We start from the raw sequence: 25,994 nt of genomic DNA on the forward strand, positions 1-25,994 counted from the left end.
GGCCGACGTCGTGCCGCCGGGCCCCCGTGGTGAGGTGTGGGATCCCGACAAGAGCGGTGCCGTGGGCTTTGTCGGTCTCGGGTCCTTCTAACCTACGGATGCGTAGCCTACGCTGACGTAGGTTCGCACCCCAGGTGAAGGAGAACCGCGTGAGCACGTCCGCACCCGCGGCCGACGGCCCCCTGACCGACGACGGTCTCGTCCAGCTGCTCACCCCAGCGGGCGAACGCGTCGCACACCCCGAGTACGACACGTGGGCCGACGACCTCGACGGTGAGCGGCTGCGCGCGATGTACCGCGACATGGTGCTGACGCGCCGGTTCGACTCCGAGGCCACGTCGCTGCAGCGCCAGGGCGAGCTGGGCCTGTGGGCGCAGTCGCTCGGGCAGGAGGCGGCGCAGGTCGGCTCCGGCCACGCGCTCGCACCGCAGGACCACGTGTTCCCCTCCTACCGCGAGCACGGCGTCGCGCACGTCCGTGGCCTGGAGATGACCGACCTGCTGCGGCTGTTCCGCGGCGTCGACCACGGCGGCTGGGACCCGGCCGACCACAACTTCCACCTGTTCACCCTCGTCATCGGCTCGCACACGCTGCACGCGACCGGCTACGCGATGGGCGTGCAGCGCGACGGCCTCGTCGGGACCGGCGACCCGACGCGCGACACCGCGGTCGTCACGTACTTCGGCGACGGCGCGACCGCGCAGGGCGACGTCAGCGAGGCGCTCGTGTTCGCGTCCGTCAACCAGGCGCCGGTCGTGCTGTTCTGCCAGAACAACCAGTTCGCGATCTCCGAGCCGACGACGCGCCAGGCGCGCGTCCCCCTCGCGGCCCGCGCCCCCGGCTTCGGCATCCCGTCCGTGCGCGTGGACGGCAACGACGTCGTCGCGTCGTACGCCGTCACGCGCCAGGCGCTCGAGCGCGCCCGCAGCGGCGGCGGCCCCACCTTCATCGAGGCGTACACCTACCGAATGGGTGCGCACACGACGTCGGACGACCCGACCCGCTACCGCACCTCGGAGCAGGAGGAGCACTGGCGCCGCCGCGACCCGATCGAGCGGCTGCGCGTGCACCTCGAGCGCACGGGCGAGCTGCCGGAGGTGTTCCAGGCGCAGCTCGCGGCCGAGTCCGACGCGTTCGGCGAGCACATCCGCACGACCGTCCGCGCGATGGGCCACCCGTCGCCGCACACGATGTTCGACCACGTCTACGCCACGCCCAACGCCGTCGTCGACGCCGAGCGCGCGTGGTTCACCCAGTACGAGCAGTCCTTCGTCGACCACGACGGCCGCCAGACGGCAGGAGGTCACCGATGACCGTCACCAGCGAGCGCGCACGCCTCACCGACCTGCCGCCGGCGCCCGCCCCGGCCCCGTTCCCGACGGGCACGCAGCGCCTGCCCATGGCCAAGGCCCTCAACCTCGGCCTGCGCCGGGCGCTGGCCAACGACCCGCGCACCCTGCTCATGGGCGAGGACATCGGGCGGCTCGGGGGCGTCTTCCGGGTCACCGACGGGCTCTTCGCGCAGTTCGGCGACGACCGCGTCGTGGACACCCCGCTCGCGGAGTCGGGCATCGTCGGCACCGCGATCGGCCTCGCGCTGCGCGGGTACCGGCCGGTGTGCGAGATCCAGTTCGACGGGTTCGTGTTCCCCGCGTTCGACCAGATCACGACCCAGCTGTCGCGCATGCACTACCGCTCGCAGGGCCGGCTGCGGCTGCCCGTCGTGATCCGCATCCCCTACGGCGGCGGCATCGGCGCCATCGAGCACCACAGCGAGTCGCCCGAGGCGCTGTTCGCGCACACGCCGGGCCTGCGCGTCGTGTCCCCGTCGAACGCGTCCGACGCCTTCACGATGATCCAGCAGGCGATCGCGTCGCCGGACCCCGTGATCTTCCTCGAGCCGAAGGGCCGGTACTGGGAGAAGGGCGACGTCGACCTCGACGCGCCGCTGCCGGCACCGCACGGCAGCTCGTCGGACCTCGACCACGCGCGCGTCGTGCGCGCCGGCACCGACGTCACGATCGTCGCGTACGGCCCCACGGTCGCCACCGCGCTCAAGGTCGCCGACGCCGCAGCCGCCGAGGGCACGAGCATCGAGGTCGTCGACCTGCGCACGATCTCGCCGCTCGACACCGCGACGATCGCCGCGTCCGTGCGGCGCACCGGCCGGTGCATCGTCACCCACGAGGCGCCCGTGCTGTACGGGTCGGGCGCCGAGGTCGCGGCACGCATCACCGAGGAGTGCTTCTACCACCTGCAGGCACCCGTGCTGCGGGTCGGGGGCTTCCACACCCCGTACCCGGTCGCCAAGATCGAGCACGACTACCTGCCCGGACTCGACCGGCTGCTCGAGGCAGTCGACCGCGCCCTCGCGTTCTGAACTTTCGCGTTCCGACCCATCGCGCCACCGGAGAGCCTCGCGTGCCCACGTACCAGCAGTTCCCCCTTCCCGACGCCGGCGAAGGCCTCACCGAGGCGGACATCGTCACGTGGCACGTCGCCGTCGGCGACCGCGTCGAGGTCAACCAGACGATCGTCGAGATCGAGACGGCCAAGTCGCTGGTCGACCTGCCGTGCCCGTGGACGGGCGTCGTGACCCGGCTGCTCGTCGACGTCGGCGCGACCGTCGAGGTCGGCACGCCCATCATCGAGGTGGACGTCGACCCGGACGGCACCGCGGATGACGCGCCGTCCGACGGCGGCGCCGCGGCGGGTGTGCGCGCCCGGCACCCGCACCCCAGCCGGTCGTCGGCCGAGCCCGGGGGAGCGGACGAGGTGGACGCGGCGCGCGACGAGGTGCACGCGGCGGTGGACGAGGCGTCGGGCGGCTCCGGCGGCGGCTCCGGCGCGGTGCTCGTGGGGTACGGCGTGGCCGACGGGGGGACGGCGCGTCGACCGCGTGCGGGCGCGGCGCGGGCCGCGTCGAGCGCGGTGACCCCGGCGGCGGCATCGAGCGCGGTCGCCGCGCAGGGCTCGAGCACGCGGAGCCCGGCGGCGTCGAGCACGCGGAGCGCGGCGACGTCGTCGAGCGGATCGGCCTCGCGCGCAGCGGTGTCGAACGTCGACGCGTCGGCGACCCGCCCCGACGGCACCGCCCACGCGCTCGCCAAGCCGCCCGTCCGCAAGCTCGCACGTGACCTCGGCGTCGACCTCGACGCCGTCACCCCCACCGGCCCGGGCGGGATCGTCACGCGTGAGGACGTGCTCGCGCACTCCGTCCGCGCCGAGGGCCGCGAGCTGGCGACGTACCCCGGCGACGACCGGCCCTGGGCCGCCGGTGGCGTGGTCAGCCCGGACGGCCGCCAGACGCGCGTCCCGGTGAAGTCGGTGCGCAAGCGGACGGCCGAGGCGATGGTGTCCAGCGCGTTCAGCGCGCCCCACGTCACGGTGTTCCACACGGTCGACGTGACGCGGACGATGAAGCTCGTCGAGCGCCTGCGTGCCGACCGGGAGTTCGCGGACGTGCGCGTCACGCCGCTGCTCGTCGCGGCCAAGGCGCTGCTCATGGCCGTGAACCGGCGGCCCGAGATCAACGCGTCGTGGGACGAGACGACGCAGGAGATCGTCTACAAGCACTACGTGAACCTCGGCATCGCCGCGGCGACCCCGCGCGGGCTGGTGGTGCCGAACATCAAGGACGCGCACCGTCTCGACCTGCTGGGTCTCGCGCGCGGGCTCGGCGACCTCACGTCGACCGCCCGGGCCGGCCGCACGTCGCCGGCCGACATGTCCGACGGCACGATCACGATCACCAACGTCGGGGTGTTCGGCATCGACACCGGCACGCCGATCCTCAACCCGGGGGAGGCCGCGATCCTCGCGTTCGGGGCGATCCGGCAGCAGCCGTGGGTCCACAAGGGCAAGGTCAAGCCGCGCCACGTCACGCAGCTCGCGCTGAGCTTCGACCACCGGCTCGTCGACGGCGAGCTCGGCAGCCGGGTCCTGGCCGACGTCGCCGCGGTGCTCGCGGACCCGTCCCAGGCGCTCGTCTGGAGCTGAGCGCCGCCACCGTCCGCGTGCTGGGACGAGGGCTCCGCGAGACCGGGCTGGGGCGTCTTACCCGGTGCCGGTCGAGGACTCAGCCCGGTCTCGCGAGGGCCGGATCCCACGGATCGGACGGCCCACCGTCGGCAGCCTGCGACGACGACGGTGATCGGCCGGGGTAGCGGCCGGGGCCGGGTCGCAGCCGGGGCCGGTCAGGGGCGGGGTCGGGGGCATGCCGCGCGGATGAGGTGCGGGGCCCGCCGCGGGGATGAGGTGCGGGGCCTGCCGCGGGGTTGAGGTGCGGGGCCCGCCGCGGGCGTGAGGTAGGGGCCTCGGTGGTGCGGTCGCGCGCGGTGGGGTGACTGAAGCGATTCAGTGGCTGGACCCGTGCCGCGGCCCGGGCGATGTTCTGCTGATGCCGGCCGACGGGAGGACCCGCGCGGGCCGGACCCCGGCGGTGCTCGCGCGCGGGGCCGGTCTGAGCGCAGCCGTGCTCACGGGTGCCGTCGTCGGCCACTGCCTGGCGGGCGGTCACGTGCCCGGACCCGCCGTGCTCGGCGCGATCGGCGCACTCGTGCTCGTCGCGGGGGTGCTCGGCGCCCGCACCGCCGACGGGACCAGCACCCGCGCCGTCGCCGTCCTGGCTGCCGCGGTCCTGGCCGTGGCCCTCCACCCCGTGCTGGCGATGCTCGCGGTCCCGCCGGGTGCCGTGCCCGTCGACCCCCACGCCGGTCACGGTGCCGCACCGGCGCAGGAGGCTGGGGGGACGGGCGCAGGCACGGGTGCGAGTGCGGGCACGAGCGCGACGCAGGACGGAGCCGGTGACGGCGCGTTCGCCGTCGACCTCGCGTCGCTCCGGGCGGCGGGGGTCGACCTCGACGCCGTGCGCGCGGCGGGCTGGGACCTCGACGCTCTCGTCGCGGCCGGACTCGACGCCGCGACGCTCGAGGCGGCAGGCCTCGACCCGGCCGACCCGCACGCCGCGCACACCGTCGCGTCCCTCGTCGCGGCGGCCGACCGCGCAGCCGCGGCCGCAGCGGACGCGCCGGCAACAGCCGATGGTGCCGGAGTCGATGGTGCCGGAGTCGATGGGTCCGGAGTCGATGGGTCCGGAGTCGATGGTGCTGGAGCCGACGGTGCTGGAGCCGACGGTGCTGGAGCCGATGGTGCTGGAGCCGACGGTGCTGGAGCCGATGGTGCCGGAGCCGACGGTGCCGCTGCGGACCCTGCTGGAGCCGACGGTGCCGGAGCCGACGGTGCCGGAGTCGACGATCCCGTCGCGCGCACGGATGGTCGGGTCGCCGTCGGGGTCACCCTGCTCCTCACCGCTGCGCTCGCCGCGACGACGCTCGCCCTGCCCGTGCACCGTCGTCGCGGTGGTCCGCGCGCGGTGGCCCTGGCGTGAGACCTGCGCGACCGGTCCCGCTGCCCCCGGGCGGCCCGCACGCGCCCCCGCGGCGAGCGAACCACCGCGCACCCGATTCGTCCCTGCCCGGGCCCGCGTGATGGGATCGGGGCGCTGTCGTCCCTGCTGGAAGGTGGTCATCGTGTCCCGCGTCGTCCCGACCGTCCGCGCGCGCGTCGCGCGTCGGAGCGGAGCCCTCGCCGCACTCGTGCTGCTCGTCGCCGTCCTGGCCGCGCCGCCGGCCGCCGCGCACAACAGCCTGCGGGCGACGGACCCGGCGGACGGGTCGACCGTCGAGACCGCGCCCGCCCAGGTCACGCTGACGTTCGACCAGCCGGCGATGGAGCTCGGGACCCAGGTCGTCGTGACCGGTCCGGACGGTGCCGTCGTCAGCGACGGGCCCGTGCAGCTCGTCGACGTGTCCGTGGTGCAGCCGCTCGTCGCCACGCTGCCTGCCGGTGCCTACACCGTGGACTGGCGCGTCACGTCGGCCGACGGGCACCCGCTCACCGGGAGCCTCGCGTTCACCGCGATTGCAGCCGCCGGGGCCGACGAGCCTGCCGCACCGACCGCGTCGGCCGAGCCCGCCGAGCCGACCGAGGCCACCGAGGCCGCACCCCCGTCGGAGGCGCCGACGACCGAGGCGGCACCGATGGACGAGACGACGATGACCGCCGTCGAGGGCCCCCTCGACGAGGAGGGCACGTCACCGTGGGTGTGGGTCGTGCTCGCGGTCGCGACGCTCGCCGCCGGTGCCACGGTCGCCCTGCTGGCCGTGCGCCGACGCACCGGGCTGGGCGGCACCGCTGCGGGCGGGACCGCGACGGGTCCCTCGGGTGACGGGCCGTCCACCGGCGCGTGACGCACGCCTAGGCTGTCCGCGTGGACGAGTCGGTGACCCTGGTACGGCGTGGCGCGCTCGGCGTGCTCGCGGCGACGGGGACCGTCGCCGTCCTCGTCGGCGTCGCGTTCACCGGCGTGACCGCCGCGGTGGCGATCGGTGACCCCGGGGCGCTCGTGCGGTGGGGGCTGCCGGCGGTGGAGACCCTCACCGAGCTCGCGGCGTCGCTGACGGTGGGCGCGCTGCTGCTCGCGGTGTGCGTCCTGCCGCGTCGGGCACCCGCACGCGTCGCACCGGCCCGCGTGGGTGCGTCGGACACGGCCGCCACGACAGAGACCGCCCCCCCGTCGGACACGGTCGCCACGACAGGCGTCGCCCCCACGTCGGACACCGAGGACGCGCCGGTCGCCGCCACCGGCCGGGCCCCGGCCGCCGACGGCTCGGCGTACTCCCGCAGCCTCGTCCTGGCGGGTGTCGCCGCCGGTGCGTGGACGGTGCTGTCGGTCGTGCACCTCGTCCTGGCGTACGCGTCGGTCGCCGGGGCCTCGCCGACGGCGCCGTCGTTCGGTGACGAGCTCGCGGTGTTCGTCACGCAGATCGACCTGGGGCGCACGCTGCTGTCGGTGACGACGGTGGCCGCGGTCGTCACGGCGCTCGCACTGGTCGTCGCGACGCCCACGGGCGCCGCGTGGGCCGCGGCGCTGTCGCTGGTCGCGCTGTGGCAGCTCGGGCAGACGGGCCACGCGGCCGGTGCGGCGAGCCACGACCTCGCGACGTCCGCGATGGTGCTGCACCTGGAGAGCGCCGCGGTCTGGATCGGGGCGCTCGGGGCGCTCGCGGTCCTGGTCGGCAGGCTCGGCACCGACGTCGTGCCCGCGGTCGCGCGCTACTCCGTGGTCGCGGGCTGGTGCGTCGCCGGCGTCGCGATCAGCGGCGTCGTGAACAGCGTGGTGCGGCTCGGCGGGTGGGACGGCCTGCAGACGCGCTACGGCGTGCTGCTGATCGTCAAGATCCTGCTGTTCGGTGCCCTCGCCCTGCTCGGCCTGGCGCACCGGCGCGCGACGATCCCACGACTGTCCGGGCCGCGCGGCGGCGCGCTGTTCTGGCGCGTGGTGCTGGTCGAGCTCGCGGTCATGGGGGCCGTCTCGGGTGTGGCCGTCGCGCTGGGCTCGTCACCGCCGCCGGTACCGGAGGCCGCCGCGGCGGACACCTCTCCCGCCTACGTCCTGACCGGTCACCCCCTGCCGCCCGAGCCGACGACGCTGCGCTGGCTCACCGAGTGGCGCTGGGACGTGCTCCTGGCGTGCGCGGCGGCCGCGGGGATCGTCGTCTACCTGCGCTGGGTCTGGCGGCTGCGGCGCCGCGGTGACGCGTGGCCCTGGCTGCGCACGGCGTCCTGGGTCGTCGGCATGCTGCTGTTCGCGTGGACGACGTCCGGCGGGCCGTCCGTCTACGGGCACCTCCTGTTCAGCGCGCACATGATCCAGCACATGGTGCTCGTCATGGTGGTGCCGCTGTTCCTCGCGCTGTCGGCACCCGTGACGCTGCTGCTGCGCGCGGTGCCCGCGCGGGCCACGACGCTGCGCGGCGACGTGTCGCGCGGTCCGCGCGAGTGGGTCCTGACGCTCGTGCACAGCCACGTCGGCCGGTTCTTCGCGAACCCGCTGGTCGCGGCCGTGAACTTCGCCGGGTCGATGGTGCTGTTCTACTACTCCGGGCTGTTCGAGTGGTCGCTGCGGACCCAGGTGGGTCACCTGGCGATGGTCGTGCACTTCACGCTCGCGGGGTACCTGTTCGTCAACGCGCTCGCGGGCGTCGACCCGGGGCCGACCCGCCCGCCGTACCCGATGCGGCTGCTGCTGCTGTTCGCGACCATGGCGTTCCACGCGTTCTTCGGCGTGGCGCTGGTCGGCGGCGAGGGGCTGCTCGTGGCCGACTGGTTCGGCCTGACGGGCCGGCCGTGGGGCCCGTCGGCCATCCGGGACCAGCAGCTCGGCGGGTCGATCGCGTGGGGCATCGGGGAGATCCCGACGCTCGCGCTGGCGATCGTCGTGGCCGTGCAGTGGACGCGCGACGACGAGCGCACGGCACGTCGTCGGGACCGCCGGGTCGACCGCGACGGCGACGACGAGATGGACGAGTACAACGCGATGCTGAGCCGGCTGGCGGACCAGGACGCGCCGCGCACCGGAGGAACGGCATGAGCACCGAGGACCCGACGGCGCCCGGCCCGGTGCCGCCGCCACCGCCCCCGCCGGCCGACGCGGAGCGAGCGGTGGAGCCGTTCGCTCCGCCGAGCGTCCCGCAGGCGCCCGTCGGCACGCTGCCGGGCGGCCACGGCGGCGCCGCACCGCTATACGGCACGAGCGTGGCCGCGACGGGGTCGACGGCCCAGGGGCTCACCGACCCGTACGCCGTGCGACTGCCTGACGACGGCGGTGACGACGCCCGTCACGACGACGCCCGTCCCCACGACGCCCGTGCCCACGACGCCGGCGCCCCCGGTGCGTCCGCGCCGCCCGCGGCCCCGTCCCCCTACGGGACGCCTCCGCCGTACGGGACGCCTTCGCCGTACGGCGCGTCGACCCCGCACGGCGCGCCCTCCCCGTACGGGGCGCCCTCGCCCTACGGCGCTCCGCCGCCGCACGGCACGCCCACCGCCGGGCCGGCACCGGTCCACGGCGGCCCCGGGGCCGTGCCCGGGACGCGGCCCGGGACAGCTGCGCTCGTCCTGGGCCTCGTCGCGCTCGTCCTGGCGTGGGTGCCGCTCGTCGGCCTGCTCGCGCTGCCGCTGGGCATCGCGGCGATCGTGGCAGGAGCCCGCGCGAGGTCCCGCGGCCGGCGCGGCCCGGTGCCCTCGTCGTCCGGGCGTGCGGCTGCGGGCATCGCGCTCGGGATCATCACGGTCGTCGTCACCGTCGTCGCGCAGGTCTCGTACGCCGTGGTCGCGACGACCTCGAGCGAGGGCCGCGGCGGCGAGGTGCTGGTCGACGGCCCGTCCGACGCTGCGGCCGACGACGACCCGGCCGACGACGACGCGGCCGACGACGGCCCGGCCGACGGCGGCACCGCCGGTGGCGAGGCAGCCGACGGTGAGGCCGTCGTGCCGCCCTGGGAGCCGTTGACGGTGGGCGAGGTGGCCTTCGGCCCGGAGCCCGACGAGCCGGGCAACTGGTGGTACGTCGTCGTGATCGACAACCCGAACCCCGAGCACCGCTTCGAGTCCGCGCAGCTGTCGGTCGAGGCGCTCGGCGCCGACGGGACGCTCATCGCGGCGGACTGGCAGTACGTCCACGCGGTGCCGGGCGAGGTCGCCGTGACCGGCCGGTTCCGCGACCTGGGGGACATGGCACCGGACCGCGTCGACGTCCGGCTGCCCGTGGCGCAGCGGGTCGCGCACGCCCCGGGGATCGGCGCGCTCACCGTCGGGGAGCTCACGTCCCGTGCCGAGTCCTGGGGCGGCGCGACCGTCGAGGGGACGGTGTCGAGCACGTTCGAGGAGGACCTGGACGGGGCGATGGTCGTCGTGGTGGCGACCGCGGGCGACGGCCGGACGGTCGCGGCGGCGCGCGGGTACGCCGAGCAGCTGCCGGCGGGTGGCGACGCCCCGTTCGACGCGACGTTCTTCCAGGACCTGCCGGCCGGCACGACGTTCACGGCGTACGCGTCGCCCTGACGGCTGACGGCTCGCCCGTGCCGACGCGGACGCGGACCAGGCACCGCCCGACACCGAGCTGTGACACGCAGGTCACCGTGTCGCCCCCCTGCCCGAAACATGACCGCGCCACCATGCACCCGTCGGTGTCACCCGGTCGAGCGAAGTGGATCCCACCTGTGCTGAAGAAGTCCCGTTCCGCGAAGTCCGCCACCTGCACCCTGACGTTCGCGCTGCCCTCGACCGTGCTCGACGGTCCCGTCAGCGTCGTCGGGACGTTCAACGACTGGACGCCCGGCGTCCACCCGCTGCGTCGCCGGTCCAACGGCACCGCGAGCGCGTCCGTCGTCGTCCCTGCCGGCTCGACCGTGCGGTTCCGGTACCTCGGGACGCACGGCCGCTGGTTCGACGACGCGGACGCCGACGAGATCACGCCGGAGGGCTCGCTCGTCCGCGCGTGACGCGTCGCACGTCACATCCGTCAAGCCTGCCCCTGCTGCGGGCCGGGCGCGGTCCGCAGCAGGGGCGCTCCGGGGCCGGTTCTTGGACGGGCGCCCATGAAGGCCAGGCGTGCTCTTGGGGTCCCCGTGGGGTGGCCGTGCCGCACGCGTCGCACGGGCTCGTGGCGCGACCCGGAAGAGACGCAGACCGCATCGACTACCCCTGGTCACGCGCGATCGTATCGATACGATAGGGCCCTGACGCGACACGGCACCGACCACCGCGCCCCTTCACCCAGCCCCACCAGCGCGGAGTTCCACCGTCATGTCGAAAGCCCTCACCACCGGTCGCCCGTGGCGCGTCATCGCGACGTTCGCGGTGCCGCTGCTCATCGGCAACGTCGTCCAGCAGCTCTACCACTTCGTCGACGCGATCGTCGTCGGGCGCGTCCTGGGCATCGAGTCCCTCGCGGCCGTGGGCGCCACCGGCAGCCTGCTGTTCCTGCTCATCGGGTTCGCCTGGGGCACGACCTCCGGTTTCGCGATCCCGACGGCCCAGGCCTTCGGCGCCGGCGACTATGCGGCGGTACGCCGCTCGGTGGCCACCGGTGCCATCCTGACCGGGTTCATCACCGTGGTGCTGTCCGTCGGTGCGCCGTTGCTCGCCGAGCCGGCGCTGCGCATGCTGCGCACGCCGGAGGAGCTGCTGCCCGAGGCGACGACGTTCGCCGTCATCAGCTTCCTCGGTGCTGCGGCGACCATGTTCTTCAACTTCCTGTCCTCGGTGATCCGGGCTATCGGCGACTCCCGCACGCCCCTGGTGTTCCTCACCGTCAGCTGCGTCATCAACATCGGGCTCGTCGTCGGGCTCGTGGGCGGCCTGGGCACGGGAGTCGGGGGTGCCGCCCTGGCGACCGTCGCGTCCCAGGCCATCGCCGTCGCGCTGTGCCTGCTGTACGTGTGGCGCCGCCTTCCCGTGCTGCACGTGCGACGCGAGGACTGGCGCGTGTCGCGCGCCGACATCAGCCGTCACCTGCACCTCGGTCTGCCCATGGGATTCCAGGCGTCGATCATCGCGATCGGGGGGCTCGCGGTGCAGGTCCGCCTCAACGCGCTCGGTCCGGAGGCCGTGGCCGCGTACACGACGGCCGGGCGGGTCGACATGCTCGCCGTCACGCTGCTCTCGTCGCTGGGCCTGGCCATGTCGATGTTCGTCGCACAGAACCTGGGCGGCGGCCGTCCCGACCGCATCCGGGCCGGTGTGGTGCAGGGCGTGTGGATGGCGGTCGCCGCGTCGGTCTTCCTCGGTGCCGTGCTGATCGCCTTCGGGAGCCACCTGGTCGGGCTCTTCGTCGGCGACGGCGAGCAGCACGTCGTGGAGCTGGCGACGTACCTGCTCGTCGTCAACGGTGCGCTGTACGTGGTGCTCGGTGTGCTGATGGTGCTGCGCGGTGCGCTGCAGGGACTCGGGCACACGATGGTGCCGACCGTCACCGGGCTCGTCGAGCTCGTCATGCGGGTCGGTGCGGCGGTCGTGCTGGGCGCGGCCTACGGGTTCGAGGGCGTCGTGTGGGGCAACCCGCTCGCGTGGCTCGGAGCCGTCGCCGGGCTCATCCCCGCCTACGTCCGGGCGCACCGCCGGTTGGCGCTCGAGCCCATCGCACCGATGTCACGGGTCGAGGCCACCCCGGACCCGGTCGCGATCGGGGGGCCGTCCGAGGGTTCCATGGTCGTCGACGCCGTCGTGCCGCAGCAGCGGACGGAGCCGGACGGGCTCGACGACGCCCTGCACGAGCTCCGCGAGCGCACCGCGCACTGAGGCCCGTGCGACCGCCCCGCCACATCGGCCGGGCGGTGGTCAGGCCAGCCCGAGCGGCGCCGCGGTGAGCACCCAGGCGAGCCACGCCCCGCTCACGACGGCCCCCGCCCGCAGCGCGGCGGCAAGGGCCCCGAGGCGCCCACCGCCGCGGTCGGTGCGCAGGTCGGCGCGCAGAAGGTGGGCGCGCGGGTGGTCGACGGCGTGGCGCTCGGGTGCCGCGGCCGGGCGGCCGGACACGACCGGGCGCACCACGCGGCGTCGCGCGGCACGGGCGTCGGTCTCGAGCGCCGCCGTGGTCAGCACGTCGGGGCGTCGCGACCCGCCGAGGTGGACGGCGAGGTGCTCCGCGAGGCCGGCCGCGTCGGCGGGGTGGAGGCGCGCGGGCAGTGCCCGCAGGTGCGCCGCGAGGTCGCCGACGCCGACGACGGGGACGCCCTCGACCACGGCGGGCGTCGCCGGCGCGGGGTCCGTGAGGCAGACCAGCATCCGCACGGCCGTGCGATGACGCGGTGCGAGGAGGGTCGCGACGACCGCGGCGGCCCGTGCGGCGTCCGCCGCGTGACCGGCGACCGCGCGTCCGGTCGCGTCGGGGCGCTCCGGGTGGCCCGGCCGGGACCGGACGTCCACGACGACGACCCCGCCGGGCCCCACGACCACGACACCGGCCGGTCCCACCACGGCATGGTCGGGGCCCGCGTGGTCCGGGAGCCGGTCGGGCACGTCGTCCGCCACCGTCCAGCCGTCCGCCACGGTCCAGCCGCCCGGCTCGAGGCCGCGGAGCACCGCCGTCACGGCCCGGGCCGCGGGTGCGGCGGGCGCGGCCCGCTGCCGCGCCCACGACGGCAGGCCGCGGCGCGCGCCCGTCCGCGTCACGGGCGAACCCTGACGCGTGGCGGTCGGCTCGTTGCCGATGCTCACCTCGACCTCATGCCTCGGTATCGGCCCGTCCGCGGTCCGACCTGAGGGTCCGGCCGGGCGGTCCACGCCGGGCCACACGTCGTCGTCGAATCACGCGCGCCGGACGCGCGCACGTCGTAGGGTCACGTCCGTGCCGTAGGCAGGCACCCGGGACAAGGGGGACCGATGCAGGATGCTGCCGTCAGACGCGCGCAGGTGGCGGTGGGCGCCGCCTACGCGGCGCAGGGCTTCGGGTACGCGACCGTCGTCACCGCGCTGCCGGGCCTGAAGGCCCGCACCGGCATCGAGGACGACACGATCGCGCTGGTCCTGCTGATGGGCGCCCTGCTGGCGGCCGGCGGCTCGGTGACCGCGGAGCGGGTCGCGCGCCGCTGGTCGAGCCGCACGGGCGTCGTCGTCGGCCTGCTGGCCCAGGCGCTCGGGCTGGCGTCCGTCGCCGCCGCGACGTCGGTGCCGCCGCTGGTCGCGTCGTTCGTGGTGTTCGCCCTGGGGCTCGGGATGGTCGACGCGTCGACCAACATGCAGGGCGTCGCGCTGCAGCACCGCGTCGGTCGCTCCATCCTCTCCACGCTCTTCGCGTGCCTGACCGTCGCGGCGATCCTCGCGGCCCTCACGCAGTCGGGGCTCGCGAGGTTCGGCACCACGACCGGTGCCGTGGCGGCCCTGCTCGTCGCGGTCGTCGTGGCCGCCACCGTCGCGCTCGTCGTGCGGCCGTCGCTCCTGCCGAGCACGACGGGTCCCGGCGCCCCGCAGCACCAGGCCGTGCCCTCCGACGCGCACACCGGCGGCGCGCACCACACCGACGGCATCCTGCCCGGGGCGCGCACGGGCGTGGCCCCGCCCGACGCCCCGGACACCCCCGCCGAGCCCGCGCGCACCCCCCTGCCGCGCGCCGGCATCTGGCTCTTCGGTGCGCTGGTCGCCGTCGCGTTCGTCGTCGACTCCGCCGTCAGCAGCTGGAGCACGGTGTACCTGCACGACGACCTCCGCGCGTCGGGGGCCGTCGCGCCTCTCGGCTACGCCGCCTACCAGGGCGCGGTGCTCCTCGCGCGACTCGCGGGCGACCCGCTGGTCCGGCGCTACGGCCGCGTGCGCGTCGCGGCACCCACGGGTGCCGTCGCCGCCGTCGGGCTGTTCGTCGTCGCGCTCGTGCCCAGCCCGGGCGCCGCCGTGGTCGGGTTCGCGCTCGCGGGCATCGGCGCCGGGACCCTCGTGCCGCTCGCGTTCTCGGCGGCGGGCGAGCTCGCGCCCGCACGGCTCGACGACGTCGTGGCCCGGATCAACCTCTTCAACTACGCGGGCGCCCTGCTCGGTGCCGTCGTGATCGGCCTGCTGTCCGAGGTGACCGGGCTCGGCCCGGCCTTCCTGGTGCCCGCGCTGCTGCTGGTGCCGGCCATGGCGATCGTGCCGCGGCTGGCCGTGCGTGTGCCGGCACCCACGTCCGCGACCCCCTGACGCACCCTTCCGACACGTCAGGGTGGTCCCGCCGCCGTGACCTCATGACGGAGCCCCTCGGCGCCGATACAGGGGAGTCCGACAGCGGGAGGAACGACGACGCATGGCTGCAGGGGATTCCGCGGCGCAGGAGGCGAGCCGACAGCTCGCCCTCGCGGCCGCGCACGAGAAGGCCGCGGTCGACGCGCGGGCGACGGCGTCGCGCTACGGCGTCGCGTCGGCGACCGAGCAGCGCACCGCTGCCGCGCTCGCGCCGCTCGCCGCCGCCGGCTACCACCTGCTCGCCGACCGGCAGTGGCCGGGCAGCCGCCGCGCGCAGGTCGACATGGTCGTCGTCGGGCCCGGGGGCGTGTTCATCGTCGACACCAAGGCCTGGGCCGACGTCACCATCGCCGGGGACCGCATCCACCGTGGTCAGGAGGACGTCACCGACGACCTCATGACGCTCGCCGACCTCGCGTACCGCACCGAGGCCGAGCTCGCGGAGGTCGGGCTGGCGCCCGGCGAGGTGCACGCCGTGGCCGTCCTGGCGGGCCGCTCCGGCGTCGACGAGCGTGTCGGGCCCGTGCACGTGCTGGGCGACAAGGACGTGCTGCGGCAGATCGCGCGCCGCGGCTCGCGGCTGGGACCGCGTCAGGTCGACGCGGTGCTCGCGCGGTGCCTCGAGTGGTTCACCCACGTGGGCGCCCCCGCGCCCGTGAGCACGACGCTGCCGGAGCCGGTCCTGCCGGCGCCCCGCGGCCCGGTGCCGCTGCTCAGCGACGCCGAGGTGCAGCAGGCGATGCTCGAGGGCCTCATGGCCGAGCCCGTCGAGGAGTGGATGGCGTTCCTGCACCCCGCGCAGGCGCGGATCGTGCGGCGCTCGTACAACGGCCCGGCGCGGATCCGCGGTGCCGCGGGCACCGGCAAGACGGTCGTCGGGCTGCACCGGGCGGCCTACCTGGCGCGCACCCGGCAGGGCAAGGTCCTGGTCACGACGTACATCCGCACGCTGCCCGACGTCCTGCGCCAGCTCCTGACACGCCTGGCCCCCGACGTCGTCGACCGCGTCGAGTTCGCCGGGGTGCACGAGACCGCCAAGCGCATCCTCGACGAGCGCGGCGTCACCCACCGGATCGACGGCCGGCAGATCGCGTCGGCGTGGACGGCCGCGTGGGGCAAGGTCGCGGGCGGCAGCATCATCGACACGGACCGCCACGAGCAGGAGTACTGGCACGACGAGGTCAGCTACGTCATCAAGGGACGTGGCCTGACGCGCTGGGAGCAGTACGCGGACCTGCCGCGCCTCGGCCGCCGCCACCGGCTCGGCCCGCAGCAGCGGCGCGTCGTGTGGAACCTGTACGAGGCGTACGAGGCGGAGCTGCGGGACCGTGGCGTGCACGACTTCGCCGACCAGATCTCCCTGGCGGAGGCCGAGCTGCGGCGCGAGCCGCCGACCGACCGGTACACCGCGGTCGTCGTCGACGAGGCGCAGGACCTCACGTGCGTGATGATCCGCATGCTGCACGCGTTCGTCGGTGACGCGCCCGACGGTCTGACGCTCGTCGGTGACGGTCAGCAGACGATCTACCCGGGCGGGTTCACGCTCGCCGAGGCGGGTGTGTCCGTCGCGGGGCGCGGGACGGTCCTCGACGTCAACTACCGCAACACGCGCGAGATCCTGCAGTTCGCGTCCCTGCTGGTCAAGGACGACGTGTTCGCCGACATCGAGGGGACGAGCGCACGCGGCGACCGGCCCACGCAGGTGCCGCGCACCGGGCCCAAGCCGGTGTACGTGCGCTGCGCCGGCGAGGCCGACCGGCAGCGCCGCATGGTCCAGCGCGTGCACGAGGTGGTCGCCGAGGTCGGCACCAACTTCGGTGACGTCGCCGTGCTGTCGCTGTCGCGCCGCGGCATGGACGCCGCGACCGAGGCGCTGAAGAAGGCGGGCGTGCCCGTCGTCAACCTCGAGAAGTACGACGGCGTGCCCGTCAACCGGGTGAAGGTCGGCACGGTCAAGCGCGCCAAGGGCCTGGAGTTCAAGCAGGTGCTCGTCGTCGACCTGTACGCGTCGTGGGTCACGGAGAAGCTCGACGAGCTCGACGACGTGGACCGCGAGCGCCGCGACTTCCGGCTGCGCGAGCTGTACGTCGCGATGACGCGGGCGCGCGACGGACTGTGGGTGGCGTCGATCTGATGGGCGTCGTCCTGCGCGCGCTCCAGGCGTTCGACGTGGTCCACGCAGTGCGGACGCTGGCGCTCGGGGTGCTGGCAGGCGTCGTGGCAGTCGGCGCCTGCGTGGCGCTCGCGGTGGGCGCGGCTTCCTCCCCGGAGAGCCTGCCGCTGATCTCGCCGACGGGCGGACCGGGGGGCTCGGTGCTGGCGTCGGTGCGTGCGCCGGGGACGACGACCGTCACGCTCGAAGCCGGCGTGACGTACCACCTGCACCTCGCCGCTCGCGTGCGCCCAGAGGGCCTCCCGCAGCTCGACGGCGACGCGACCCTCGTCGCGCCGTCCGGTGCGAACGTGGAGCTCGCCGCACCCGGTACGTACCGTTCGCGCGTGCTCGGGTGGCAGGAGCACGCCATCGCGCTGGTCACGGCGCCCGAGGCCGGGACGTACACCCTCATGGTGCCCACGGCGGACGTCCCCGGCTCCTGGGTCGGGATCGCTCCGACCCGCTCGGGTGCGGGCACCGGGCTGCGGATGGTCCTGCTGTTCGTGGCGATGGGCGGGGCGGTGGTCGCTGTGGCGTGCCTGGTGAGCGGGGTCCCCGCGCTGCGGAGGGCGTCCCGCTCGCGGCGCCTGCTCTAGGCCGCGGTAGCCTCGTCCGGCCCCGCCGGTACCGGGCCGCGCGGTACGTTCGGCACCGTGAGCGTCCCGCAACAGGTCCCCGCCCCTGCCCCGTTCGCTCGCCGGACGTCCCTCGTCGGACCGGTGGTCCTGACCGTGGTCGGGGTGCTCGTGCTCGTCGGCGCCGCGGTGGCCACGATCGCGACCGTCGGCGGGTTCGCCTCGGCCGTGCGCAGCGACGTGCTGACGTCCGAGGGGGGACCGGGCCCAGCCGTCCTGGCGTCCGCCGACGCGCCGGGATCGACGAGCGTGGACCTGGTCGCGGGGGAGCGGTACGCCGTGTACCTCACCGTGCCGCGGAGCTCACTGGGCGACGACGAGCGCCCCGACCTCGACGAGGCCGTGCTGTTCCTCGCGCCGTCGGGGACCGTGGTCGAGGCCGCCGGGTCGCCGGGCGTCAACATGACCACGGGCGTGGGCGGTCGGGTCGCCGCGACCGTCGGTGCGTTCACTGCGCCGGAGACGGGCACGTACGCGATGGCCGTACCGTCCGCCGGTGTCCCCGACGCGTGGGTCGCCGTGACCCTCGACAAGCCGTTCGCCCCGTTCTTCGGCGCGATCTGGGGGACGGTCCTCGGGGTGTTCGTCGTCCTCGGTCTCGTCGCAGCGGGGTTCGGTGCGATCGTCGGCGGCGTGGTGTGGTGGGTGCTGCGCGCGCGGGCACGGCAGGCCGCCCGGGGGGCCGGCGCACCGCTCGACGCCCGCCACGTCACCGACGCGGGCTGACGCGCCGGGCGCCGTCATGCCCGGGCGACCGACCCGCGGGCGACCAGCGGCACCGGAAGGCGGTGCACCTCGGGCACGGCGGGGGTGCCGGCGACCTCGGCGAGCAGCAGCTCCACAGCGCGACGCCCGAGCGCCTCGTGCGGGATCGCGAACGACGACACGCCCGGTCGCAGCCAGTCCGCCATCGGGTAGTTGTCGAAGGACACGACGGACACGTCGTCCGGGATGCGCAGGCCGCTCTCCTGCAGCGCCTGGTACGTGCCGAACGCGAGGCGGTCGTTGAAGCAGATGACGGCGCGCGGCCGGGGGTGGTGCGCGAGCAGGTCGTGGGTCGCGGCCCAGCCCTGCGGCGGCGTCCAGTCGTCGCACAGGCGGCTCGACGCGGGCTCGAGGCCCGCCGCGTGCAGCACCTCGCGGATGCCGGCGAGACGCTCGACGCCCGCGACCGTGTCGGGTGGCACGTCGTCGGCATCGGGGCCCGCCCCGACGAGGTGGATGTCGCGGTGGCCGGCGTCGAGCAGCAGGCGTGCGGCGGCACGGCCCGCCTCGACCTCGTCGGGCACGACGGCGGGCGCGCGCGTCGGTCCCGCGGGCAGGGTGTTGAGCAGCACCGTGGGCAGGCGCCCGAGGGCGGCCGGCACGGCCCGCGTGCGCGTGAACATCGACGTGAGCACGATGCCGTCGACGCGCCGGTCGAGCATCGCGTCGATGAGGGCACTCTCGATCGCGGGGTCGCCCTCGGTCTCGCCGATGAACAGCATGTAGCCGTGGTCACGGGCGGCCTCGATCGCGCCCTTGATCATGTCGCCCGCCATCTGGCCCGTCGCGACCGTGTCGGAGACGAGGCCGAGGGTGCGCGTGGTGCCCTTGCGCAGCCCGACGGACACGATGTTGGGCCGGTACCCCAGCTCGGCCGACGCGTCACGCACGCGCTCCTGCACGGCCTGGGAGATCCGCAGCTCGGAGCCGCGGCCGGACAGCACCAGCGAGGCAGTCGTCGACGAGACCCCGGCGGCGCGGGCCACGTCAGCGAGCGTCACACGTCGGGTCACCATCGGTCCTTCCGTCGCTGCGCATCCTAGGGGCGTCCGGCCTGCGGTCCGGCACCGCGACCTGTTGCTGGACATCTGTCCGGGTCGTCCCCGCGCGTCGTCGCGTCGTCACGAGTTCGTGACCTGACCTGGCTTGACACCGGAGGCGGCCACTGGCGAGCATGGCCGTGCTAAGACGATTTAGCAACGGGCCCGAGCCCCCCGGGCCCCGGATCGACGAGAAGGAGACACCGGTGTCTCGATCGACTGGAAGGTCCCGCAACGCAGCGGCGGCCTCGTCCGTGTTCCTCGCGAGCATCCTCGCACTCACCGCCTGCAGCGCCCCCGGCAGCAACGCGGACGACGACGCGACTCCCGACGCCGCCGCCCCGACCGCCGCGGGTGACTGGACCTGCGGCGAGGACGACGTCACGATCGACGCGTACCTGGAGACCGGCTTCCCGCTCTCCGCGGCGCTGTTCGAGGAGTTCGAGAAGCAGTACCCGAACGTCACGTTCGACGTCCGCGAGGACCAGTTCGCCGTCATCACGCAGAACGCCCCCCGCGTCCTGGCCGACAACCCGCCGGACCTCATGCGCCTGCCGCAGATGTCCGACCTCGTCGGCGACGGCCTGCTCTACAACCTCGACGAGGCCGCGGCGCACTTCGGCTGGGACGAGTGGCCCGCCTCGCAGCTCGCGCAGATGCGGGTCGACGAGGACGGCCGCCGTGGCAACGGCCCCCTGTACGCCATGGGCAAGAACTACTCGATGACCGGTGTCTTCTACAACACCGAGCTCGCCGCCCAGATCGGCATGACCGAGGCGCCCAAGACGCTCGCCGAGCTCGACGAGTGGATGCAGAAGGCCAAGGACGCCGGCATCACCCCGTCCAACCAGTTCAACGGTGGCGCCACCGGTGGCCTGGCGTTCCCGCTGCAGCTCCTCATGGCGTCCTACGGCTCGGTCGACCCGATCAACGACTGGACCTTCCAGAAGCCGGGCTCGCGCATCGACACCGAGGACAACATCAAGGCGGCCGAGCACCTCAAGAAGTGGATCGACGCCGGCTACTTCGCCGAGGACATCAACTCGCTCGACTACTCGCAGATGATGGGCCAGTTCATCGACGGCAAGAGCCTGTTCATCTTCAACGGCGACTGGGAGTCGGGCAACCTCGACACCCAGATGGCGGGCAAGGCCGGCTTCTTCCTCATGCCCCCGCTCGAGGAGGGCGGCAAGGTCGGCGCGATGTCGGCGCCGCTGACCTTCGGCATCTCGTCCAAGGCTGCGAACCCGGAGTGCGCCGCGTTCTTCTTCGACTGGATCGCCACGAACGACGACGCCCGCACGCTCGCCGTCGAGATCGGTGGCTCGCACCCCATGGGCCCGGCCGACGCCTACATGCCTGAGGTCGACCCCGAGTCCGTGACCGGTCAGACCCTGTCCGCCGGCGCCACCATCGCCGAGGACAACGGCGCGATGGAGTTCATCGCCAACGCGACCGGCGCCATCTACGCCAAGAGCTGGACGCCGAACCTGCAGAAGCTCGTCGCGGGCGACCAGACGGCCGAGGGTCTCCTCGCTGCCGTCCAGGCCGACTACGAGAGCGAGATCAACGGCTGATGAACGAGACGCGGACGACCGCTGCACCCGGTCGCCGCGAGGTCGCCGCTCCGGCGTCGACCAGCCCCGAGGCCAGGCGCCGCGCTCTCAAGGCGCGGCGCCTGCGCCGGGGCTGGGCCGCTCTCGGCCTCGTGGTCCCGGCTGCCTTCTTCTACGTGCTCTTCGTGCTGCGCCCGCTGGTCCTGACGGTGCAGTACTCCTTCTACGACTGGAACGGCGTCGGCGCCTCGACCTTCGTCGGGGCGGAGAACTACACCCGCCTGGTCGAGAAGCCCGAGCTGCTCGCCTCGATCGTCAACGCCCTCGAGCTGATCATCTACTTCAGCTTCGTCCCGGTGATCCTCGGCCTGCTCACCGCGGCCACGATCCGCAAGTTCGCGGCGAGCCGGCTCGCGCTGGTCTCCCGCACCGTGCTCTTCCTGCCGCAGGTCATCCCGCTCGTCGCCGCGGGCATCATGTGGACGTGGATGCTCGCCACCGACGGCGTGGTCAACGAGCTGATGCGCGCCGTCGGCCTGGGCTCGATCACGCGCGCCTGGCTGGGTGACACCAGCACCGCGCTCGGTGCCGTCGGCGTCATCGGTGCCTGGGTCGCCCTGGGCCTGTGCCTGCTGCTGCTGCTGTCCGGCATGACGAAGATCGACCCGGCCCTGTTCGAGGCCGCGCGCATCGACGGTGCCGGTGCGATCCGCGAGTTCTTCGCGATCACGCTGCCGAGCGTGCGCCAGGAGATCGGCGTGTGCGTCACCGTGACCGTCATCGCGGCGCTCGCCGCGTTCGACATCGTCTACATCTCCACGCAGGGCGGGCCGGCCAACTCGACGCTCGTCCCCGGCCTGGAGATCTACTACCTCGGGTTCTTCTCCCGCGAGGTCGGTCAGGCCTCGGCGCTGGCCGTGGTGTTCATGGCGCTCGTCCTGGCCGTCGTGCTGCCGATCCAGCGTCTGACGAAGGAGGAGGACTGATGATCGTCTCCCGTCGTGAGGCGTGGCTCGGCCACGCCCTGCTGATCCTGCTGATGGCCGTGACGATCGTGCCGTTCATCAGCCTGTTCGTCACCGCGCTGCACAAGCCCGGCACCTACCCCTCGGGGCTCGCGTGGCCCGAGACGCCGTACTGGTCCAACTTCGTCGACGCCTTCCAGGCCGCCGACATGTGGGCCCTGCTGTGGTCGAGCTTCCTCATCGAGCTCGGCGTCGTGCCCGCGGCGCTGCTCATCGCGACGCTCGCCGGGTTCTCGCTGGGACACCTGCGCCCGCCGGGCCACCGGTGGATCTTCCTGACGTTCGTGCTCGGGCTGACGCTGCCGTTCCAGGCGATCATCGTCCCGCTGTACTACCAGATGCGGGACATGCAGCTGCTCAACACCCGGTGGGCGATCATCCTGCCGCTGCTGGGTCTGTACATGCCGTTCGCGGTCATGTGGATGCGCGCGCACTTCGTCACGATGCCGCCGGACCTCTCGGAGGCCGCCCGCATCGACGGCGCGAGCACGTGGAAGCTGTTCACGCGCGTGCACGTGCCGCTGTCACGGCCCGCGCTGTCGTCGCTCGGCATCCTCATGTTCCTGTGGACGTGGAACCAGTTCCTGCTCGCGGTCGTGCTGGTGGACGACCCGAAGAACCGCACGATGGCCGGCGCGCTCGGTGCGTTCCAGGGGCAGTGGGGCACCGACATCCCGCTGCTGTGCGCGGGCTCGCTGCTGATCCTCACGCCGACGCTCCTGGTGTTCCTCGCGTTCCAGCGGCAGTTCGTCTCGGCGCTCATGCAGGGGGCCCTGAAGGGATGACGCCGCCCACCCACCCGCCGTTCGACGCGGCGGTCGCCGCAGCCCTGGCGGCCCGGCCGGACGACGTCGTGACGACGCTCGCACCCGACCAGATCGCCGGGCTGCGGGCGCGGGCCGTGCCGCCCGTCCTCGAGGACGTCGCCGCCGGCGCCCGCCGGACGCTCACGTGGCATGCCGCCCCGGGCCCGGACGGCGACGTGCGCGTCGCTCTGCTGCGCCCCGACGTCGAGGGTGCGGTGCCCGTCCTGCTGCACCTGCACGGCGGCGGGCTCGTCGTGGGGACGGTGTCCGACGACGTCGCGGCCGCCGCCCAGGCGGGACCCGGCTGGGCCGTCGCGTCGGTCGACTACCGGCTCGCGCCGGAGCACCCGTACCCCGCGGCGGTCGAGGACGCGTACGCGGCGCTCGTGTGGCTCACGGCGCACGCCGCGGCCCTGGGCCTCGACGCCGAGCGTGTCGTCGTGACCGGCATCAGCGCCGGTGGCGGCCTCGCGGCGGCGCTCGCGCTGCTGGCGCGCGACCGCGGCGGCCCGGCACTGGCGGGGCAGCTGCTCGTGTGCCCGATGCTCGACGACCGCAACGACAGCGCGTCGGGGCACCAGATGGCCGGCGTCGGCACGTGGGACCGCACGGCGAACGCGACCGCGTGGGCCGCGTACCTCGGCGAGGCGGCCGGCGGCCCGGCCACCCCGCCGTACGCGTCGGCCGCACGGGCCACGTCGCTGGGCGGGCTGCCGCCGGCGTACGTCGACGTCGGCTCCGCGGAGACGTTCCGCGACGAGTGCGTGCAGTACGCCGCGCGCATCTGGACGGACGGCGGCGACGCCGAGCTGCACGTGTGGCCCGGCGGCTGCCACGGGTTCGACGGGCTGGTGCCCGACGCGCCGGTGTCGCGCGACGCCCGCCACGCCCGCGCCCGCTGGCTCGCCCGGCTGCTCGACCGCCTCACCCCGGCCTCACCCCGGCACCGGACGTGACGTCCGCCGGCCCCTGACCGCCGCGTCGCCCCTGCTGCCCCCCTGCCGGGGGCGGCGCGGCCTCCACCTCCGGCCCGGCACCTGCCGGCCCGCGCGACCGCACCGACGACGGAGCCTCACCGTGACCCACCGTGGCCCCCAGCTGATCACCTACGCCGACCGCCTCGCCGGGGACCTTCCCGGCCTGCGGGTGCTGCTCGACGGGCCGCTCGCAGGTGCCTTCGACGGCGTGCACGTGCTGCCCTTCTACACGCCGTTCGACGGCGTCGACGCGGGCTTCGACCCGCGCGACCACACGCAGGTCGACCCGCGCCTGGGCACGTGGCAGGACGTGCGGGCGCTGTCGCAGGGGCGCGACGTCATGGCCGACGTCATCGTCAACCACGTGTCGACGCAGTCCGCCCGGTTCCGGGACGTGCGCGAGCACGGTGACGCGTCCCCGCACGCCCCGATGTTCCTCACGATGGGCTCGGTCTTCCCGGACGGCGCGTCCGAGGACGACCTCGCGCGGATCTACCGCCCGCGCCCGGGCCTGCCGTTCACGGTGATGACGCTCGGTGGGCGGCGGCGCCTGGTGTGGACGACGTTCACGCCCGACCAGGTCGACATCGACCTGCGCACCCCGCAGGCGTGGGAGTACCTGACCTCGGTGGTCGACGCCCTGACGTCCGGCGGGGTCACCATGCTGCGGCTGGACGCCGTCGGGTACACCGGCAAGGAGGCCGGCACCGACTGCTTCATGACGCCCGCGACCGACGAGTACACCGAGCGCATCGTCGAGCAGGCGCGGGCGCGGGGCGCCGAGGTGCTCGTCGAGGTGCACGGGCACCACACCCAGCAGATCGAGATCGCCCGCAAGGTCGACCTGGTCTACGACTTCGCGCTGCCGCCGCTGGTGCTGCACGCGCTGACCGCGGGTGACCTGGGGCCGCTGGCCGGGTGGCTGGCGATCCGGCCCGCCAACGCGGTCACCGTGCTCGACACGCACGACGGGATCGGGATCGTCGACGTGGGCCCCTCCGACCTGCGTCCCGGCGAGCCGGGTCTGCTGGCGCCGGAGAAGATCGACGCGCTCGTCGAGCGGATCCACGACAACTCCGGCGGCACGTCGCGCCTGGCGACCGGTGCGGCCGCGTCGAACCTCGACCTCTACCAGGTCAACTGCACGTTCTACGACGCCCTGGCGCGCGACGACCGGCGCTACGTGCTGGCCCGGCTGCTGCAGCTGTTCGTCCCCGGGATCCCGCAGGTCTACTACGTCGGGCTGCTCGCGGGCTGCAACGACATGGCGCTGCTCGCCGCCACGGGCGTCGGGCGCGACGTCAACCGGCACCACTACACGCCCGACGAGATCGAGGCGGCGCTGGACCACCCCGCCGTCCGCGGACAGCTCGCCGGGCTGCGCCTGCGGTCGTCCCACCCGGCGTTCGGCGGCGACTTCGCGTGGGACGTCGACGGGACGCGCGGCACGTTCGTGCGCGCGGCGGGCGACGCCCGGGCGACGCTGACCTTCGACGTCGCCGACGGCTCGTTCGAGGTCCGCGCGACGGACGACGACGGCGAGCGGGTCGTGCTGACGGACGGCGACCTCACGACCTGACCCTCATCCGTCCCGATCTCCGGGACGCGCCGGTCGCGAGACCGGGCTCACGTCGCTCACGGGCCTGCGTGGCTTCCCTCCGCCCGGGGTCGCGGATGCACGTGCCCACGTGCCGGACACGGGGGGCGCCGTGGGGGTCGGGCTGTGGGGAAGGATGACGCCATGGACTCTCCCGGCCTCGGCGACGTCATCCGGTACGTGCCCACCGACCCCGCGGCGCCGACCGTGGCGCTGACGTTCGACGACGGGCCGAACCCGCCGGACACGGTGACCCTGCTCGACCTGCTGGCGCGCGAGCAGGTGCCGGCGGTGTTCTGCCTGGTCGGGGTACAGGTCGAGGCGCACCCGGACCTCGTGCGGCGCATCGTCGACGACGGGCACGTGCTGGCCAACCACTCGTGGCGCCACGACGACCTCGGCGAGCTGCCGCCCGACGCCGTCCGCGCCGACCTGCAGCGCACGCTCGACGCCATCCATGCGGTCGTCCCCGACGCGCCCGTCCCGTTCTTCCGTGCGCCGTTCGGCCACTACGGGCAGTCGATCGTCGTCGCCGCCGAGCTCGGCATGCGCACGCTCGACTGGCAGCTCGCCGTCGAGGACTGGGACCCGGCGCCGCCCGCCGACGTGCTCGTCGAGCGGCTCGGCGGCATCGAGCCCGGCGGGGTCGTCCTGCTGCACGACGGTGGCGGCGACCGCAGCGCGACCGTCGAGGCCGTCCGGCGTGTGATCCCGCGCCTGCGGGCGGACGGGTGGACGTTCACGGTGCCGCGGGCGGCGGGGCGGCTGACGTAGTCGTCAGTCGCTGCTGAGACGTCCTCGGTCCCTACTGCAACACCTACTGCAACACGCATGTGACAGTAGATGTTGCAGTAGCCGAGCGGAGCGACGCCCCACGTG

The 25,994-nt window shown here is 74.4% G+C and carries 21 protein-coding genes; 19 read left to right on the forward strand and 2 right to left on the reverse strand.

The features are described 5' to 3' along the window. The first annotated feature begins 149 nt into the window (after nucleotides 1–149). The 9 genes from pdhA to IR158_RS11520 all read left to right on the forward strand — a co-directional run bounded on the left by pdhA (nucleotide 150) and on the right by IR158_RS11520 (nucleotide 12,144). Nucleotides 150–1,313 carry a pyruvate dehydrogenase (acetyl-transferring) E1 component subunit alpha gene (pdhA, locus tag IR158_RS11480; protein ID WP_291813099.1) on the forward strand — a complete coding sequence of 388 codons (1,164 nt, stop codon included), beginning with the start codon at nucleotides 150–152 and terminating at the stop codon, nucleotides 1,311–1,313. Beyond that, nucleotides 1,310–2,380: an alpha-ketoacid dehydrogenase subunit beta gene (locus IR158_RS11485; protein WP_291813101.1), complete on the forward strand. Its 1,071-nt coding sequence runs from the start codon at nucleotides 1,310–1,312 to the stop codon at nucleotides 2,378–2,380. Before pdhA ends, IR158_RS11485 begins: the two co-directional genes overlap by 4 nt. 41 nt (nucleotides 2,381–2,421) lie before the next feature. Next, the gene (locus tag IR158_RS11490) at nucleotides 2,422–3,999 is read left to right on the forward strand and encodes a dihydrolipoamide acetyltransferase family protein (protein WP_291813103.1); all 1,578 of its coding nucleotides are present in this window, start codon (nucleotides 2,422–2,424) and stop codon (nucleotides 3,997–3,999) included. A gap of 400 nt (nucleotides 4,000–4,399) precedes the next feature. Next, nucleotides 4,400–5,389 (forward strand): hypothetical protein, encoded by a 990-nt coding sequence (locus IR158_RS11495; protein WP_291813104.1) that lies wholly within the window; start codon nucleotides 4,400–4,402, stop codon nucleotides 5,387–5,389. Between the two features lie 142 nt (nucleotides 5,390–5,531). After that, nucleotides 5,532–6,251 (forward strand): copper resistance CopC family protein, encoded by a 720-nt coding sequence (locus tag IR158_RS11500; RefSeq protein ID WP_291813106.1) that lies wholly within the window; start codon nucleotides 5,532–5,534, stop codon nucleotides 6,249–6,251. A 20-nt stretch (nucleotides 6,252–6,271) separates the two neighbouring features. Continuing rightward, nucleotides 6,272–8,434, forward strand: a complete 2,163-nt coding sequence (locus IR158_RS11505; RefSeq protein ID WP_291813108.1) for a cytochrome c oxidase assembly protein — start codon at nucleotides 6,272–6,274, stop codon at nucleotides 8,432–8,434. Next, complete coding sequence (locus tag IR158_RS11510) at nucleotides 8,431–9,906, forward strand: hypothetical protein (RefSeq protein WP_291813110.1); 1,476 nt, start codon at nucleotides 8,431–8,433, stop codon at nucleotides 9,904–9,906. The genes IR158_RS11505 and IR158_RS11510 overlap by 4 nt, the downstream gene beginning before the upstream one ends. A 158-nt stretch (nucleotides 9,907–10,064) precedes the next feature. Continuing rightward, a complete protein-coding gene (locus tag IR158_RS11515) occupies nucleotides 10,065–10,346 on the forward strand; it encodes an isoamylase early set domain-containing protein (RefSeq protein ID WP_291813112.1) in 282 nt (93 codons plus the stop codon). 304 nt (nucleotides 10,347–10,650) lie between these two features. Beyond that, nucleotides 10,651–12,144, forward strand: a complete 1,494-nt coding sequence (locus IR158_RS11520) for an MATE family efflux transporter (protein WP_291813114.1) — start codon at nucleotides 10,651–10,653, stop codon at nucleotides 12,142–12,144. Between the two features lie 39 nt (nucleotides 12,145–12,183). On the opposite strand, the gene IR158_RS11525 is transcribed toward IR158_RS11520, so the two are convergent. Continuing rightward, nucleotides 12,184–13,017 carry a hypothetical protein gene (locus IR158_RS11525; RefSeq protein ID WP_291813117.1) on the reverse strand — a complete coding sequence of 278 codons (834 nt, stop codon included), beginning with the start codon at nucleotides 13,015–13,017 and terminating at the stop codon, nucleotides 12,184–12,186. Between the two features lie 210 nt (nucleotides 13,018–13,227). On the opposite strand from IR158_RS11525, the gene IR158_RS11530 reads away from it, so the two are divergent. From IR158_RS11530 to IR158_RS11545, 4 genes are all read left to right on the forward strand, one after another. Continuing rightward, nucleotides 13,228–14,517, forward strand: coding sequence for an MFS transporter (locus tag IR158_RS11530; RefSeq protein WP_291813119.1), 1,290 nt, complete (start codon nucleotides 13,228–13,230; stop codon nucleotides 14,515–14,517). 103 nt (nucleotides 14,518–14,620) lie between these two features. Further along, nucleotides 14,621–16,693: a nuclease-related domain-containing DEAD/DEAH box helicase gene (locus IR158_RS11535; RefSeq protein ID WP_291813121.1), complete on the forward strand. Its 2,073-nt coding sequence runs from the start codon at nucleotides 14,621–14,623 to the stop codon at nucleotides 16,691–16,693. Next, on the forward strand, nucleotides 16,693–17,310 hold the full coding sequence (locus tag IR158_RS11540) for a hypothetical protein (protein ID WP_291813123.1): 618 nt from the start codon (nucleotides 16,693–16,695) through the stop codon (nucleotides 17,308–17,310). Before IR158_RS11535 ends, IR158_RS11540 begins: the two co-directional genes overlap by 1 nt. Nucleotides 17,311–17,367: 57 nt before the next feature. Then, nucleotides 17,368–18,075, forward strand: coding sequence for a hypothetical protein (locus tag IR158_RS11545; RefSeq protein ID WP_291813125.1), 708 nt, complete (start codon nucleotides 17,368–17,370; stop codon nucleotides 18,073–18,075). Nucleotides 18,076–18,089: 14 nt separating this feature from the next. Here the strand turns inward: IR158_RS11545 and IR158_RS11550 are convergent, their stop codons facing one another. Further along, nucleotides 18,090–19,130 (reverse strand): LacI family DNA-binding transcriptional regulator, encoded by a 1,041-nt coding sequence (locus IR158_RS11550; RefSeq protein ID WP_291813127.1) that lies wholly within the window; start codon nucleotides 19,128–19,130, stop codon nucleotides 18,090–18,092. A 230-nt stretch (nucleotides 19,131–19,360) separates the two neighbouring features. Here IR158_RS11550 and IR158_RS11555 point away from each other — a divergent pair, with 230 nt between their 5' ends. From IR158_RS11555 to IR158_RS11580, 6 genes are all read left to right on the forward strand, one after another. After that, nucleotides 19,361–20,731: an ABC transporter substrate-binding protein gene (locus IR158_RS11555; RefSeq protein WP_291813129.1), complete on the forward strand. Its 1,371-nt coding sequence runs from the start codon at nucleotides 19,361–19,363 to the stop codon at nucleotides 20,729–20,731. Then, nucleotides 20,731–21,696, forward strand: coding sequence for a carbohydrate ABC transporter permease (locus IR158_RS11560; protein ID WP_291813132.1), 966 nt, complete (start codon nucleotides 20,731–20,733; stop codon nucleotides 21,694–21,696). Before IR158_RS11555 ends, IR158_RS11560 begins: the two co-directional genes overlap by 1 nt. Next, complete coding sequence (locus IR158_RS11565) at nucleotides 21,696–22,520, forward strand: carbohydrate ABC transporter permease (protein ID WP_291813134.1); 825 nt, start codon at nucleotides 21,696–21,698, stop codon at nucleotides 22,518–22,520. The genes IR158_RS11560 and IR158_RS11565 overlap by 1 nt, the downstream gene beginning before the upstream one ends. Further along, nucleotides 22,517–23,497 (forward strand): alpha/beta hydrolase, encoded by a 981-nt coding sequence (locus IR158_RS11570; protein WP_291813136.1) that lies wholly within the window; start codon nucleotides 22,517–22,519, stop codon nucleotides 23,495–23,497. The genes IR158_RS11565 and IR158_RS11570 overlap by 4 nt, the downstream gene beginning before the upstream one ends. Before the next feature lie 121 nt (nucleotides 23,498–23,618). After that, nucleotides 23,619–25,097 (forward strand): sucrose phosphorylase, encoded by a 1,479-nt coding sequence (gene gtfA / locus IR158_RS11575; protein WP_291813138.1) that lies wholly within the window; start codon nucleotides 23,619–23,621, stop codon nucleotides 25,095–25,097. Nucleotides 25,098–25,259: 162 nt separating this feature from the next. Then, complete coding sequence (locus IR158_RS11580; RefSeq protein ID WP_291813140.1) at nucleotides 25,260–25,889, forward strand: polysaccharide deacetylase family protein; 630 nt, start codon at nucleotides 25,260–25,262, stop codon at nucleotides 25,887–25,889. Nucleotides 25,890–25,994: the final 105 nt, after the last annotated feature.

Source organism: Cellulomonas sp. (genome assembly GCF_015234515.1).
Taxonomy (GTDB): Bacteria; Actinomycetota; Actinomycetes; order Actinomycetales; family Cellulomonadaceae; genus Cellulomonas.